At 60.1% G+C, this 15,421-nt stretch carries 13 protein-coding genes; 5 read left to right on the plus strand and 8 right to left on the minus strand.

Annotation, left to right across the window (positions count from 1 at the left end):
* The first annotated feature begins 158 nt into the window (after positions 1-158).
* Positions 159-1,721, plus strand: a complete 1,563-nt coding sequence (locus WNY80_RS21165; RefSeq protein ID WP_342889399.1) for a hypothetical protein — start codon at positions 159-161, stop codon at positions 1,719-1,721.
* Between the two features lie 183 nt (positions 1,722-1,904).
* On the opposite strand, the gene WNY80_RS21170 is transcribed toward WNY80_RS21165, so the two are convergent.
* The 3 genes from WNY80_RS21170 to rsmI all read right to left on the minus strand — a co-directional run bounded on the left by WNY80_RS21170 (position 1,905) and on the right by rsmI (position 4,442).
* Entirely contained in the window at positions 1,905-2,918 is a 1,014-nt protein-coding gene (locus WNY80_RS21170; RefSeq protein ID WP_342889400.1) for an MBL fold metallo-hydrolase, read from the minus strand.
* A 289-nt stretch (positions 2,919-3,207) separates the two neighbouring features.
* Complete coding sequence (locus tag WNY80_RS21175; protein ID WP_342889401.1) at positions 3,208-3,576, minus strand: YraN family protein; 369 nt, start codon at positions 3,574-3,576, stop codon at positions 3,208-3,210.
* A complete protein-coding gene (gene rsmI / locus WNY80_RS21180) occupies positions 3,573-4,442 on the minus strand; it encodes a 16S rRNA (cytidine(1402)-2'-O)-methyltransferase (protein ID WP_342889479.1) in 870 nt (289 codons plus the stop codon). The genes WNY80_RS21175 and rsmI overlap by 4 nt, the downstream gene beginning before the upstream one ends.
* Before the next feature lie 370 nt (positions 4,443-4,812).
* On the opposite strand from rsmI, the gene WNY80_RS21185 reads away from it, so the two are divergent.
* Together WNY80_RS21185 and WNY80_RS21190 are read left to right on the plus strand one after the other, a co-directional pair.
* Positions 4,813-5,031, plus strand: coding sequence for a DUF6500 family protein (locus WNY80_RS21185; protein ID WP_342889402.1), 219 nt, complete (start codon positions 4,813-4,815; stop codon positions 5,029-5,031).
* Positions 5,032-5,111: 80 nt separating this feature from the next.
* Complete coding sequence (locus WNY80_RS21190) at positions 5,112-5,816, plus strand: DUF4336 domain-containing protein (protein ID WP_342889403.1); 705 nt, start codon at positions 5,112-5,114, stop codon at positions 5,814-5,816.
* Positions 5,817-5,850: 34 nt separating this feature from the next.
* On the opposite strand, the gene WNY80_RS21195 is transcribed toward WNY80_RS21190, so the two are convergent.
* Complete coding sequence (locus WNY80_RS21195) at positions 5,851-6,612, minus strand: sulfite exporter TauE/SafE family protein (protein WP_342889404.1); 762 nt, start codon at positions 6,610-6,612, stop codon at positions 5,851-5,853.
* Between the two features lie 238 nt (positions 6,613-6,850).
* Between WNY80_RS21195 and WNY80_RS21200 the strand changes: the two genes are divergently transcribed.
* Positions 6,851-8,755 carry an EAL domain-containing protein gene (locus tag WNY80_RS21200; RefSeq protein ID WP_342889405.1) on the plus strand — a complete coding sequence of 635 codons (1,905 nt, stop codon included), beginning with the start codon at positions 6,851-6,853 and terminating at the stop codon, positions 8,753-8,755.
* A 119-nt stretch (positions 8,756-8,874) separates the two neighbouring features.
* On the opposite strand, the gene WNY80_RS21205 is transcribed toward WNY80_RS21200, so the two are convergent.
* From WNY80_RS21205 to rph, 4 genes are all read right to left on the minus strand, one after another.
* On the minus strand, positions 8,875-11,007 hold the full coding sequence (locus WNY80_RS21205) for an EAL domain-containing protein (protein WP_342889406.1): 2,133 nt from the start codon (positions 11,005-11,007) through the stop codon (positions 8,875-8,877).
* 316 nt (positions 11,008-11,323) lie between these two features.
* Positions 11,324-12,529 carry a radical SAM family heme chaperone HemW gene (gene hemW, locus WNY80_RS21210; RefSeq protein WP_342889407.1) on the minus strand — a complete coding sequence of 402 codons (1,206 nt, stop codon included), beginning with the start codon at positions 12,527-12,529 and terminating at the stop codon, positions 11,324-11,326.
* Positions 12,526-13,179, minus strand: a complete 654-nt coding sequence (locus tag WNY80_RS21215; RefSeq protein WP_342889408.1) for a non-canonical purine NTP pyrophosphatase — start codon at positions 13,177-13,179, stop codon at positions 12,526-12,528. Before WNY80_RS21215 ends, hemW begins: the two co-directional genes overlap by 4 nt.
* A gap of 5 nt (positions 13,180-13,184) precedes the next feature.
* On the minus strand, positions 13,185-13,910 hold the full coding sequence (gene rph, locus WNY80_RS21220; RefSeq protein ID WP_342889409.1) for a ribonuclease PH: 726 nt from the start codon (positions 13,908-13,910) through the stop codon (positions 13,185-13,187).
* 214 nt (positions 13,911-14,124) lie between these two features.
* Between rph and hrcA the strand changes: the two genes are divergently transcribed.
* Complete coding sequence (gene hrcA, locus WNY80_RS21225; RefSeq protein ID WP_342889410.1) at positions 14,125-15,210, plus strand: heat-inducible transcriptional repressor HrcA; 1,086 nt, start codon at positions 14,125-14,127, stop codon at positions 15,208-15,210.
* Positions 15,211-15,421: the final 211 nt, after the last annotated feature.

Consider the following 15,421-nt stretch of genomic DNA (forward strand, 5'->3'; position numbering starts at 1 on the left):
CGAGGAATTGTGTGGGTATGTGAATAAAGCGTGAATAGTCGCATTATCAATTGTCTTCTGGTTGACCGGCCAGCTGTTTGGATTGAGTGATATTCAGAACAAAAGAATTGATTACCATGCATACTTAGAAACAGAAAGCAGTTCTGACTATATGGGAGTTGGTTATGAACAAGCACCGAGTGAATGCTTGGGTGAAGAGGGCCATCAGGAAACAGCTGCAGGCTGATACGGGCAACCACGCCCTCAACCAGTATCAGCCGGGCCTGTCGGAAAACCTGGAAACGGAATACGGGATGAACGCTGCGATGCGTCACGGTTCCCACGCCTATATCAACGCGGAATTCAGCAATGCGGACGAGCCCGAACCCATCATGCCTCCATTGCTGGGCCACGAGACAAAGGCCGAAAAGACGGCTGGCGGTATGGCCGGCATTGTCAAGAAGCGATTTGGCCTTGGTATCCTGCTCGCGCTGGTGCTCGTGGGCTGGGATACAGGTTCCGCAAAGGCAGCGTTCCATCTGCAGGACTTCGATACGGACGGGAATCCGGAAGCTGTGAGCTACCAGGAACTCCGTCTTTTCCTGACCTACAATCTGAACATGAGTATCGCGGAATTTGACGCAGCCGGAAATCAGAACGGCGTGCTGGATGGAGCCGAGGTCGATGCATACAACCGCGTCCTGGATGCAAACATCGATGATGCCTTGGGAGCGTTTTTCTACTCCGATGAAGAGGACCGGATTCTCACATCGGGCAAGACGGTCCCTCTCGACACGGTGCTGGGAAATTTCAACCTCAAACGGAAGAACGCACCGAAGCCTCTCACGCCGGAGGAAATTGCAGAAAAGGAAAAGGCTGCCCGGCTGGCCAAGACACGACGGTTTGTCCGCGACAATCACGGCCTTTACATCCGTGGTAGCGGCAAGGACGTCTCGATCCGCGAGAGCGCACTGGATGCCGCGGGGGCCAAGGTGACCTATACCAACAACAATGTAACCGACATTGATGTCGGCCGTATCAAGGGAGCCGTCGGCTATCTGTTTTCAGGTACGTTGAAACCCGGCAAGGCAAAGTCCGGTGGCGGCCCTGTTCTGGATTCCTATTCATACGGCGGTTCAATTGAGTTGGACCGGTTCTTTGATAGCCGCGGCAGGGCGTTCGAGAAGGATGCGCTGACGCTCCGGCTGGGCGGAGATCTGCAGTTTTCGGGGATCATGCCCGGCAACATTCCAACCCAGTACCTAACGAACTGGGTCCGCTATCAAACCGACACGAGGTTCGAGGAGCAGACATACGGTCTGGAGACGATATATGAACCCTACATCGGCGTGTTCAACAGGTTGTACTCCCTTGATAACAACCTGAAGCTCATCGCGCGCTTTACCCCCACGCTGCGCTCCGACTACACGATTGTCGGAAAGGATCCCAACAGCCGTTTCCTGGTTGATAGGTTCTGGAACTTGGGATTCGGCGCAAGCTTTCGGCTTGACCTGACCGACGATGACAAGACGCTCGCCTATTTCACCACGACCTATGAAAACTATTGGGACGTTCTGGGTGGAATCGGGCGGACATACTCTTGGGAAAACCAGCTTTCGTTCCCCTTGGCGCGGGACAGTGGCCTGGATGTTGCCCTTACCGCAACGCATACCCTCTCCAGGAAGGCTGCCACCGGAAAGAGGGACGACCGGTTCGAGTTGGGTCTCGGAGTGAAATTCTGACGCAAGAAGCCGGTCTTGGTTGAGCTTGCGGAAGGTTCAACAAGCCTGTGTGTTGATGAACGGCACAGCTCAACTGATCGTCCGGATCGATCAGGCGCGTTCGGCGATAGATGTCCCTCGGTGGTCTTGCCGTGCCGCAGGCGGGACATGAGTTGCCCCGCCTGCGGTTGTTGTTCCAAGGCATCACTCGGCTGGAAGCCGGAGCGTTGCCAGATCTGTTCCGACGATGACATTGCCCTCGAAACCTGCACCCTTGGCGGCATCCGCATAATCGGCTTGTGTCAGCCCGCCGCCCGGAACCTTGTAGGGCCCCTGGTTCTTGGCGCCGAGAGGCGGGATCAGGTGGGTCAGCATCAGGTGCTTGACGCCTGCTCGCTGGGACATCGCGCCAAGGTCGGATGATGTCGCCTGGCGGTAGAAGACCGGGGGCGGAAAGCCGCTGTCCTTGTCCGGCCCCATCACCGGATGAATGGTCGAGTGCACCACCACATCGGCGCCATTGGCCAGGGCTTCGACTGCGGCCGAAGTGGACGAGTCCCGTGGCGGAGCGGGCAGATCATTGCCGGCGTCTCCGCCGATGACGACGCTGCCGGCCGGGGTGTCGACACGGTAGGACGCATGTCCGGCGATGTGACGTGAGGTGACCGCTGAAACCACGACGTCGCCCGAGCGCCAGACTTCCTGACCCTCTGGCGTGCCGTCAAAGGTGCTTACGTTGAGCAAATCTGCAGGGCCGCCCGGCAGTCGCTTCGGGTTCTCCGCCAGGCGCTGGGCAATCTCGCCCGAGGCAATGTAGGAATCGCCCAGATGCGCCGCGAGATTGGCGCAGCTTGCCACGTGGCCCGGCTCGGCTTCGACATCCGCACTGCAGACCAGATCGAGTTTCGGACCGGCTGACCCGAAATGCCACCGGACCTGTACCATATCGGCCAGTCCGTCGGTGTGATCGGAGTGGATATGGGTCAGGAAGACGGCCTTGATCTTGCCGACGGGCACGTTGAGCTTGGACAATTGCTGGAGTGTGCCGCGCCCGGCATCGAACTGCAGCATCACGTCCGAACACCCGTTGGCGTCATCGCCATAGCGGACCAGTGTTCCCGCACCTGCCTGCCCATTGAACACCGGCGGGCCTCCCTGCGTGCCGGTCAGGGTGACTTCGAGACATGGAGCCGCGTTTGCCGCGATCCCGCCAGCCATCAGTCCTGCCTACACTCCGAAGACGCCGAAGATATGCCTAGGTAACAACATCATATTCCTCCCAATCGTTCGCCCGGTTGAAAGTCCGGGCAGGCCGATCTTATCAATTTGTTCAAAAAAACGATATTAATTTTCAATATGGATCAATGTCGAAATTATTAGAGGAAACGGAAAATTTTGCGAACGAAGGCGCCGACCGGAATGTCGGGTCACATGCTGCTTTCGCGGCGGTTGGGGCGTATGGCCTCGAAATGGACCAAGGGTTGGTTGGGCAGGTCAGGCTGGTTCGTCAGAACGCATCCTCAAGATGCACCGGCCAGCTCCACGGGCTGACGACGACGATGTCGTGACGCCAGGACAGCCGCGCCGAGTCCTTCTGCCGGCTGATGAACAATTCCCCTGCCGCCGCGATCCGCCGTTGCGCCGGATAGCTTACCGCATCGACGCCTGAAGCCAGGTCGCGGCGCGCCTTGACCTCGACAAAGGCGATCAGATCGCCCTTGCGCGCCACCAGGTCGATTTCACCCACCGGGGTGCGGTAACGAAGCGCCTTGATGCTGTAGCCCTTGAGCAGCAGGGCCAGCGCGGCAAACCATTCCGCACGGCGGCCCTTGCGCTCCAAGCGCCGTTTTCGAGCAAGCCTGTCGTCCGCGCTCACGCCTCACCTTTCGCGGTGAGGTCCTTCATGTCCAGAAGCCGCTGGTAGAGATCCTTGCGCGGCAATCCGGTCAGCCGTGCGGCTTCCGTCGCAGCCTTGCCGGCTGGCAGATCGGCCGCAAGCTTTACCAGCAGCGCGTCGACATCATCGTCCGATGGCACTGGTGTCGAGCCGGGGCCTATCACCAGTACGATCTCGCCGCGCACATTCTCGTCCTGGTACGAGGCGGCAAGCTCGCCCAGCGTGCCGCGCCGGATTTCCTCGTAAGCCTTGGTCAGCTCCCGGCAGACGGCAGCCGGACGATCAGTGCCAAGCACGTCGGCAGCGGACTTCAGCGAGGCCGCCAGCCGGTTAGGGCTTTCAAAGAACATCAGTGTCGCCTCGGTGGTGGCGAAGCCCGCATATCGGTCACGCCGTGCCTTGTCCTTGGACGGGAGAAATCCTGCAAACAGGAACGTGTCGCTGGGCAGGCCCGAGGCGACAAGTGCCGCCATCGGCGCCGAGGCCCCGGGGATCGGAATGACCGGGACACCGGCTTCAATCGCGGTCTGCGAGATCCGGTAACCGGGGTCGGAGACCAGCGGCGTGCCGGCATCGGAAATCAGCGCCACGCTCTTGCCCGCTTCCAGCGCCTCCATCAGCTTCGGCCCGACGCGCTCGGCATTGTGTTCGTGATAGGCATAGGGCCGCGTGACGATACCGAAGCGGTCGAGCAACACCCGGCTGACGCGTGTGTCCTCGCAGGCGATGATATCGGCGCCGGCGAGCGTCTCCAGCCCGCGAATGGTCATGTCGCCCAGGTTGCCGATCGGGGTGGAAACCAGATAGAGGCCCGGCTCGAGCGGCCGCGCGGCGATCTCGTGCATACCGATGCGGAAAGACCGCGCCGGTTGGTCAGTGGCCACGGCTTCGCCGGTCTCTGCGTCGCCCGGAGCTTTGGTTTTCTTGCGTGTCATCGCTGCCCTGCCGCTTGCTTGAATGTGTGCCACGCAAACAAGCCAAGTTTCCGTCTCACGCCGGTGTAGCAGAGTTTTCAAAAAGGGTGTGAGAGGCATCCGGCCGGAAATTCAGCAGCGGTCATGGCCTTGAGGCCGGCCAGTTGTGGCGTGAGCCCGGTATGGGCCGGATGTTGTGCCCGGTTCGCCCATGGCACTGAACCGATTTTCGGTTATGCAGCACTCCTGACAGTTTTCGCCCCATCGCAGTGCCATTGCCGACAACAACCAAGAGGCGTCCATGAGACCATCCCTGAGACAGAAAGCCATCGCAATCTGCGACGCCAAGATTGCGCAAAAGGGTGAGGGCGTCGGACTGTCCTTCTATGCATTCTTTGCAAACAGGAACGACGATCCGGAGCTGCTGATGGAAGCTGCGACCTGGTGGATCAAGACCCACCGGCTGGATCATTTCGAAAAGGCGGCCAAGATCCGGAGCATGCTGCTGGACCGGCAGTAAAATCGCGGCAGACCGGGATTTTCACCACAAACTTCTGTAAGTCTGAGGCACACGTAATGAAAGATGGGACCTGAATTCTCATGAGTGTTTTGCTGAAACTGGCGGATGATATCTGGCTCGCTGAGGGGGAAATCGTCGATTTCTACGGATTTCCCTACCCGACACGCAGTGTTGTGGTCCGGCTTCCCGACGGCGGGCTGTGGGTGTGGTCGCCAATTGCCCTGAGCGCTGAATTGAAGGCTCAAATTGAAGAGCTGGGCACACCTGCGCATCTGGTCAGCCCCAACAAGATCCATCATCTCTATTTGCAGGACTGGAAAGCCGCCTATCCCGAAGCCCGGTTGTGGGGGCCGCAATCGACGATCAGCAAGCGCACCGACCTGGAATTCGAGGCGCCGCTTGAAAACCACTCGCCCCAAGCCTGGCAGGGCGCGTTCGATCAGGCCTGGTTCCACGGATCAAGGTTCCTCGACGAGATCGTTTTCTTTCACTCCCAATCAGAGACGGCGATCCTTGCCGACATGTCTGAGAATTTCTCCGACGAGTTCCTGCGCAAGCATTGGTCTGGCTGGAAACGCTGGATTGCGCGTGTATGGGGCATTGTAGAGGGGAAGGGCTACGCCCCGCTGGAGGTGCGCTGGTCGTTTCTATCCAGAGGTCCATTGCGCGCCGCGCGCGACAAGGTTCTGGGCTGGAATCCCAGGCGGGTGATCATGGCACATGGCAAATGGCAGGACAGCGATGGCAGAAACTATCTGGCCAGGGCTTTCGAATGGATTGGCTGACGCGCGTGGGATCCCGTGGGTGAAGATGGTCCAGTCAGAGCATCTGACTGATCAGGCCGGTGGCTGACAGCAGCGTCAAAAGCAGCAGGCAGGCGTTCTTGTACAAATGCTCGTAAGCCGGGCGAAACAGCCAGATCCCGGCAAAGACACCGAGCAGCACCACCGGCGACATCAGCACACCGCGCCAGACCGCCTGTGTGGTCATCACGTCGTAGGCGACCAGCCAGACCAGCGACGTCACCATGCTGATGCACAGGAACATCACCAGCGAGGCCCGCATCTGTTTTGGCGGCGTGTCGCCCGCCAGAACATAGAGCGCGATCACCATGCCGCCGACGGAGGCGAGCCCGGTCGCGATCCCGGCAGTCAGTCCGCTGGCATAAAGACCCTTCGGGGTTGCCAGGAATTTCGGCCTCAGCCTGAAGAATTGCGCCAGCGTCAATGCCAGGATGAGGCTCAGCGCCAGTTTCTTGGACAGTGCGACGTCGATATTCGTGGTGGCAAGCAGGCCGATGGGCATGCCGATGGCCGAGCAGATCACCAGCCCCCAGACAATCTTCATGTTGGCATGTGCCATGCCGCCCCTGAACATGGCGAGGCTTGCCGCACCCTCGAGCAGGTAGCACATCGGGATCAGTTCGACCGGTGGAATGAGGATGGCCACGCCAGCCATGACCACCGCCGAAAGGCCAAACCCGGCAAAGCCCCTGATCAGGCCGGCGGTGAAAACCACAGCCAGAACGATTGCCAGGTCAGTCAGGGCAAGCCCGGTCTCGTAGGTCAGGGTGGTAATCAAGAGGCGGCCGGTTCCATTGCGCGTGTGACCGCGACCATAAAGGATAACAGTTCGGTTTGGGTCAGATATTTCCGCACCTGGGTGATCCGGATGCACTCGGGCTGGCCCGCGCCTCGGAAACCTAAATTTAATATGCCTTATGTATCAATTGAGAAATGTCACAGGTAGCTCTTGGAGATTATACAGATGACGGCGTCTTGAAGTGTTGAAAACAGCATTCTCTCACTTGAGGCGTTTGGTGTCCGTTCCTTCGGGCAACACTGAGCTGCTCAAGGCTCAGTTCAAGGTTTTCTCAAGCCACGTCCCGTTGATGTACAGCATCATCATCATCAACGCATGGGCGCTCGCCTTTACGTTCTGGTCAGCGGCGCCGGTGTGGCTGTCGGTCCATATTCCAGCCTTCCTGACATTGATATGTGCCGGCCGCCTGGTTCTGTGGTGGCGCTCGAGGCACAAGGTGCCGACCCCGGAGCAAGCCCACAAGGCGTTAACCCGGACCAACCAGTTTGCCTTCCTGCTGACCTCCGGACTCACCATCTGGGCCTTGTCGCTCTATCCCTATGGCGATGCCTACATGCAGGGCAATATCGCCTTTTTCCTCGCCATTACCGGCCTCGGCGTCATCATCTGCTTTCAGCCGTTGCCGTCGACCGCCTTCATCGTCGCAATTGTCCTCAACACCGCGTTTGTTTCCTATTTCAGCCTTGCCGGCATCACCGCGTTCGTCGGTATGGCGCTCAACCTGTTGCTGGTCTCGATCGGCCTGCTGCTGATGCTGATGGTGCAGTTCAGGCATTTTTCCGGCGCAGTCAGTGCCCAGACCAAGCTTGAGGCAGCCAACCGGGAAAACGCCCGTTTAGCCAATCTTGACAGCCTGACCGGTCTTGCCAATCGCCGTCAGTTCTTCACCCAGCTTGACACCTTGTTCTCTGAAGCCGGGGGACGGCGGCTCGCCGTTGGCGTTATCGATCTGGATGGCTTCAAGCCGATCAATGACCTCTATGGACACAAGGTTGGTGATGCCTTGCTGCGCGAAGTCGGGCAACGTCTTTCTGACCTCGCGGAAAGCAAAACCTTCATTTCCCGGCTAGGCGGTGACGAATTCGCCCTGACCGTGGCCGATTGCCCCGATGATGCCCGGCTGCTGAGCCTGGGCGAACAGATCTGTGCGGCATTGCGCACTCCGTTCGTGCTGCAGGATGCGACCGTGCAGATTTCCGGATCGATCGGATTGTCGGTCTATCCGCAACAGGCGACCGATGTGCAGCAGCTTTATGAACGGGCCGATTACGCCCTTTACCAGAGCAAGCGCACCAACCGCGGTCACGCGCTTTTGTTCAGCACCGAGCACGTTCTCGCCATCGAGGAAAACCACCGCCTCGAGCAGGTGTTGAGCAAGGCGGATCTCGAGACGGAACTTGCCGTCTTCTTCCAGCCCATCATCGACATCCGGAATCAGAAAACGATGGCTTTTGAAGCCCTCGCGCGCTGGAGCAGCCCGGTATTGGGGCGCGTGTCGCCGGGCGACTTCATACCGGTTGCCGAGCGCATCGGGCTGATCAGCGAGCTGACATGCGTGTTGCTCAAGAAGGCGCTTGCCGCAGCCTGTCATTGGCCGGAGGACGTCGGGCTTTCCTTCAATCTGTCGACCCATGACATCAGCTCGTCCGACGGTGTGGCGACCATTGCCGGCATTATCCTGTCGAGCGGAATCGATCCCAGGCGGATCGATTTCGAGATCACGGAAACGGCGATGATGTATGATTTCAAGCAGGCCAAGGCGTCAATCGAAACCATCAAGGGGCTTGGCTGCGGCATAGCGCTCGACGATTTCGGGACCGGCTATTCCAGCCTCAGCCAGCTGCATGCCCTGCCTCTGACCAAGATCAAGATCGACCGCAGCTTCGTTTCCGGCCTGCACGAGAACCCGGCCAGCTACAAGATCGTGAAGTCGCTGCTGGCGCTCAGTTCCGACATGGGACTGGGTTGCGTCATAGAAGGAGTCGAGACCAGGGAAGAACTCGATGCTTTGGAAAAACTCGGCGGGATCCTGGTCCAGGGCTATTTCTATTCTCCCCCTGTTCCCGAAACGGAAATTGCCAGATTTCTCCCCGCCGACAGCCAGATCCGCAAGGCAGGATAGGCCGCAGGTTCGCCACCCAAACGCATCGCCCGTAGATTTTTTTGCAGGACAAGCCAAGCCGGGCCGGCCGGCAACGTTAGCGCTGTCCGTCGCAAACTGAATGGACAGATGGCCCCGGCTCAGGCCGAGCGCACCTCGGAGACCGGTTGGGACCGGGCGATGAACTTGACCACTTCCGGTATCAGCAGCGCGGGCGCCGGCCGGGAATAATAGAACCCCTGAATGGCGTCACAGCCCATATCCCGGATCACGGCCACTTCTTCGCCGGTCTCTGCTCCCTCGATCACGATGTTGAAGCCAAGCCCGCGGCTGAGCTCGAGAATCCCGCGCAGAACCTTCTGCTTGCGCAGGTCCGTGTCGATGTCGGAGATGAAGCTCCTGTCGACCTTCAGCTGGTCGAACGGCAAGCGATTGAGATAGCCCAGCGATGAATAACCGGTGCCGAAATCGTCAAGCGACAGCAGCACGCCGAGCTCCCGGATCGCCGAGAGAACCTTTTCGATCCGCTGTTCGCTCTGGTCGACAAACACCCCTTCGGTGATTTCGATGCAGATCTCGTTGCCTGACAGGTTGTGACGTTTGAGCGCGTCTTTCACCACCGCAACAAAGTTAGGCTGCCAAAGCTGGATTGGCGAGACGTTCACCGAGATGTGCTTGAAATCGAATTTTTTCTCGCGCCATTTCGCCGCCTGTTCGCACGCCAGGTCAAGGATAAGCGTGCCCAGGTCGACAATCTGGCCGCTGTTCTCGGCTATCGGAATGAAGAGTCCCGGCGGAACTGGCCCTTCCACCGGATGGGTCCATCGGGCGAGGGCTTCGACACCGGCCAGCTGGTTTGTTGACGGGTCGATCTGCGGCTGGAAATGGATCTCTATTTCGCGTTCGTGAATCGCCAGCCGAAGCATGCGCTCCATCCGGATGTTGTTCTGAAACTCGTCATACAATTTCGAGGAGAAGAACACGGCCCGGTCACCCTTGGCCTTTGCCTTGCGCAAGGCCAGCCCGGCATTGCGGTGGGCTTCATCCGCATCCTTGGCGTCATGTTTCAGCAAGACGATCCCCGCAGATCCGGTGACGCGAAATTCGCCGGCGCTGAGCTGAACTGGTTGATGAACCGCTGTCAGCATTTTCCGGGCAAGTTCGGAAACGTCCTCGGCCGGCCTGCCATCACCGATCAGAACCGTGAAATGATCTCCGGACAGACGGGCGATCCGCACTCCGTCTCCCGCGGCCTCCTTGATCCTCGTGGCAACCGTCTTGAGCAGGTCGTCCCCGGTTTTCTGCCCGTAGGCATCGTTGATCTGCCTGAACTTGTCGAGATCGAGGTGCACAAGTGTCCATTTGCGTTTGCCTGAAAGGCTTTCGGCCAGGGCGGTATCGAGATCGTTGAGATACCGGCCCCGGTTGGAGAGCCCGGTCAGCGTGTCGGTATAGGCGAGATGGGCAAGCTTGCTCTGCAGCGCCACGACCCGTTCGAGCCCCTGGGCCAGCGCGCCGATCTCGTCGCCTCTGCTCCTGTAGGGCACCGCGCCGCTCGGAGCGCCGGCTGCCAGGTCATCGGCATATTTTGCCAAAACCCGCAGCGGTTTGAGTTCTGCGCCCATGCTGAACGCACCGAAGGCGGCGACAAGTGCAAGGATGAGGCTGCTCGCAATGATGATTTGCAAGCTCAATTCATTCTTTGCCGCGACCAGGTCATCGACCCAGCCGACATCGACGGCAAGAGCCCCGGCTATGGCGCCGGAGGCGGCCTGGATCGGTGTCAGATAGGCCAGCCGCATACGCCCCATCACCGGCACTTCACCAAGGTGCGGCCGGTTGTTGATCAGGTTGTCATAGGCAGGATGCATGATGCCGATCGACATCGGCGGCGGCATCGAGCCGTCCGGTTTCCGGAAAGTCGTGGCAAAACGGTCAAACGCCTGGGTCTCGGCATTGAGCCTGAACAGGTTGGCCGCCCCCTGGTTGATGGCCCCGATTTCCTTGAGAAGCGCATCGTGTGCTTCCCGGAAGGAAAGGGCCTTGGCGGTGTCGCTTCCCTTGAGGCGAAGCGCCTGCGGCCGTCCGTCCTCATCGCGGACGGCGGCAAATTCAGACGCCAGGCGGTCGGCAAACAACGCCGCTGCAGCCCGCGCCGCCCGGTCGATGCGGACCGAAGAGTTCGCCGCCGTTACCTCGTAGAGCTTGAAGTAACCCAGGGTTGCAGTAATCAGAATTGAAACAGAAACGATCAGGACGAGTAGGGACGTCACTCTGCCGGTTGTCCCTTTTAGAAATGAAAACAGTATGGACATATTAGATTGTCCTAACAATAAATCTAAATAATACAGGAATTTCTAGCGGTTAAAGCTTGCGCGAAAGTGAAGAGATAAGATTCAATTTTTAACGATTGTTATGGTGACGAGTCTACTTGATTCTGCAAGCTTGTTCATCCGGCTATGCTGCAGGAGCGCGCCGTCAGTCGGAAGAAATGCTTTTCGTAAATCTCGGAGCCTGCTCCCGGCAGGCCGGATTGGGCATATTTCAAGCCGGTTGCGGGGATGGAAACAACAATTGCTGACGGGACTGTCAGAACGCCAGATCGGCCACCACCGCATCAAGCACCAGCATCCCGGCAGGCGTGCAGCGGATCCGGTCCGCATCCATTTGTTCGATCATGCCGTGATGGATCAGGAAATCGGTGCGATCGGGATCAAGGCCGCGGCCGGCCAGTGCGCCCCAGCGCTTCAGGTTGATGCCTTCGCGCAGCCTCAGCCCCATCAGCAGCAGCTCGTCCGCCTGTTCCGAGGCGGTCAGCTCGGTGGTCTCGATCATGCCATGGCCGTTTTCCGCCACCAGCTTGAGCCATGTCTCCGGCGTGCGCTCGGTCGCCGTGGCGATCTTGCCGGTTTTGGTGGACAGCCGGCCATGCGCGCCGGGACCGATCCCGGCATAGTCGCCATAGCGCCAGTAGGTCAGGTTGTGGCGGCTCTCGGCGCCGGGCCGGGCATGGTTGGAGACTTCATAGGCCGGCAGCCCGTGGCTTTCGCACACCTGCCGGGTCAATTCATAAAGCTCGGCCGACAGTTCGCCATCCGGCACGATCAGCTTGCCGGCCTTGTGCAGGCCGTAAAAAGGTGTGCCTTCCTCGATCGTCAGCTGGTAGAGCGACAAATGATCGGCGGCCAGCGAAATCGCCTCTTTGAGTTCGGACGCCCAGGCTGCGGCCGTCTGGTCCGGACGCGCGTAGATCAGGTCGAACGACATGCGCGGGAAGATGTCACGCGCCAGGCCAATCGCCTTCAGCGCGTCGGCCCGGTCATGCAACCGCCCAAGCCGCTTGAGATCGGGGTCGTTGAGCGCCTGCACGCCCATCGAGACCCGGTTGACCCCTGCCTGCCGGTAGCCGCGAAACCGGCCCGCCTCGACGCTTGATGGGTTGGCTTCGAGCGTGATCTCGATGCCGTCGGGCACCGACCAGGCATCGCGCACGGCATCAAGGATGGCGCCGACAGTATTCGGTGACATCAGCGACGGCGTTCCCCCGCCGAAGAAGATGCTGGTGACAACCCGCGGGCCGGAGAGGGCCCGCATCGCCGCGATTTCACGGGTGAAGGCAGCGACATAGGCCTGCTGGTCAATCCCGGCGTGGCGGACGTGGCTGTTGAAATCGCAATAGGGGCATTTGGCGGCGCAGAACGGCCAATGCAGATAGACGCCGAAACCGGGTTTTCCGGTGTCGGGCAGGATCGCGCCGGACGCGTTTGCGTCAGTGGGGAGGGATGGTGTGGTCACGTTGCAGGTACACCGAGGCGCTGCTCCGCAAACAGCTTGAAGGCGCGCGCCCGGTGCGAAAGGGCTGTCGCCTGGCCGGGTTTCCAGCCGTGCTTTTCCTCGGCCGGCATCTCGCCGAAAGTGCGGCTATGGCCATCGGGGCGGAACATCGGATCATAGCCGAAGCCGAGAGAGCCGCGGGCCGGCCAGACCAGCACGCCCGGCGCCTCGCCGCGGAAGAAGCTGACCTCGCCTTCCGGCGTTGCCAGGCACAAGACGCTGACGAAGCGGCCGGTGCGCTGCGCATCGCTGTCCGCGCCGCGCGCCTGAAGCGCATCCTCGACCTTCTGCATGGCGACGGTGAAATCGCGGCTGCCGTCTTCAAGCGTCGCCCAGTCGGCGGTGTACACGCCCGGCGCGCCGCCGAGCGCGTCGACCACCAGTCCGGAATCATCCGACAATGCAATCAGCCCGGACGCCGTTGCCGCGGCAAGCGCCTTGGTTGCGGCATTGGCCTCGAAGGTGTCACCGGTTTCCTCGGGCTCGGGCAGGCCAAGTTCGGCCGCCGAGGTCACCTCGACTCCGAGCGGGCCGCACAGGTCGCGGATCTCCGAGATCTTGCCGGCATTGTGGCTGGCGACCAGGAGCTTGGTCAGGGGCGCGTTCGACATGTCTGTTACAGCGGTCCTGCGACCGCTTCCTTCTGCATGGTGACCAGATCTGCGATGCCGTTCTTGGCCAGTTCCAGGAGCTCCAGCAACTGCGCTTGCGTGAACGGCTCGGCTTCGGCCGTGCCCTGGATCTCGACGATCCCGCCCGATCCGGTCATGACGAAATTCGCATCCGTCTCGGCTGCCGAATCCTCGAGATAATCAAGATCGATCACCGGCTGGGAAGCGAAGATCCCGCACGACACTGCCGCGACATGATCCTTGAGCACCCGCTCGGTGCGCACCATGGCGCGCGCTTCCATCCATTTCAGGCAGTCGTGCAACGCGATCCATGCACCCGTGATTGCAGCCGTGCGGGTGCCGCCATCGGCCTGGATGACATCGCAATCGATGGTGATCTGGCGTTCGCCGAGTTCCTGCAGGTTGACCACGGCACGAAGCGAGCGGCCGATCAGGCGCTGGATTTCGAGCGTCCGGCCACCTTGCTTGCCCGCGGTCGCTTCACGGCGCATGCGATCGCCGGTCGAGCGCGGCAGCATGCCGTACTCAGCCGTAACCCAGCCCTTTCCGCCGTTGCGCAACCATGGTGGAACCCGCTCTTCGAGGCTCGCGGTGCAAAGCACATGGGTGTCGCCGAACTTGACCAGGCAGGAGCCTTCTGCGTGCTTGGATACGTTACGTTCAAAGCTGACCGCCCGCATTTTGTCTGTGTTCCGTCCCGAGGGCCGCATCGTGTCTCTCCTGATTTCAGTGTTGCCGCCTTCTATCGGCGCGCGCAGCACGATGCAAAGAAAAAGCGTTTCTCTCTCCTCTATTGCATAACGGTCCGTCAATCCGGAGCCCGGCTTGCGCTGCCCCTTCCGTGTTGATGCGCAAATCCCTATATTCCGGCTAGGCACCGTTACCGGTGGCCTGTAGGACAATACGCATGACCATGACAAAGACATGACCATGAATACGCCATCCATACCGGCTGATCTTGTCGGAGCGCTTGATGAACGCTCGCGGGAGATTTTCCGCGCGCTTGTGGAAAGCTACATGGAATCCGGCGATCCGCTCGGCTCCCGCAGCCTCTCGCGCATGTTGCCGATGTCGCTGTCGCCAGCTTCCATCCGCAATGTCATGAGCGATCTCGAGGACCTGGGACTGATCTATGCGCCCCATGTCAGCGCTGGCCGGTTGCCCACCCAGAAGGGCCTGCGGTTTTTCGTCGACGCCTTCATGCAGGTTGGTGACCTGCAGCCGGAGATGCGCCAGACAATCGAGCGCCAGGTTCATTCGGAAGATGCCAGCCGTCCGGTTGAGACACTGCTGACCGAGGCCAGCCAGATGCTGTCGGGCATGACCCGCGGCGCCGGCCTCGTCATTGCCGCCAAGCAGGATTCGACCATCCGCCACATCGAGTTCATCCGGCTTGATCAGAAACGGGCGCTGGTGGTGCTGGTCGGCGGCAATGATCAGGTCGAGAACCGGGTGATGGAACTGCCGGACGGGGTTACCGCCGGGCAATTGACCGAGGCCGCGAATTTCCTCAATGCCCATCTTGCCGGCCGGACAATGAGTGAGGTGCGCAGCGAACTTGAGCGGATCACTGCCGAGGTCCGTTCCGAACTCGATGTGCTGTCGCGGGATCTGGTCGAGCGCGGCCTGGCCGTCTGGGCCGGCAGCCGCGACAGTGCGAACGCGGCACGGCTGATCGTGCGTGGCCGCGGCAACCTGCTGGAAGGCCTTTCTGCGGGCGAGGAACTCGATCGCCTCAAGCTGCTGTTTGACGAACTTGAACGCAAGGAAAGCCTGATCGAACTGATGACGCTGGCCGAAGAGGGATCCGGTGTCCGCATTTTCATCGGCTCGGAGAACAAGCTGTTTTCGCTGTCGGGGTCGTCGCTGATCGTGGCGCCCTGGCGTGATGGCGAGGACAAGGTCGTCGGCGCTGTCGGCATCATCGGTCCGACACGGCTCAACTATGCCCGCATCGTTCCGATGGTCGATTACACGGCGCAACTGGTCTCACGCCTGGTGCGCAAATAGCGCCAGTGTGAAACCGGACGGGATATCGGGCATACTGACCCGATATATATGCATATCTTCCGATTTTCGCAGCGTGGATTGCGCGTCAGATCGATTGTCAGGCGGTGTTGGGCCTTGATTTTTACCACCCGAACGTCGATATGCGAGGCATATCCCCGGGTCACATCTGGAATTGGTGACCCTATGACATCCATCACAACAGTCAGGACAT

This window comes from Hoeflea sp. AS16, assembly GCF_038900095.1.
GTDB lineage: Bacteria > Pseudomonadota > Alphaproteobacteria > Rhizobiales > Rhizobiaceae > Hoeflea.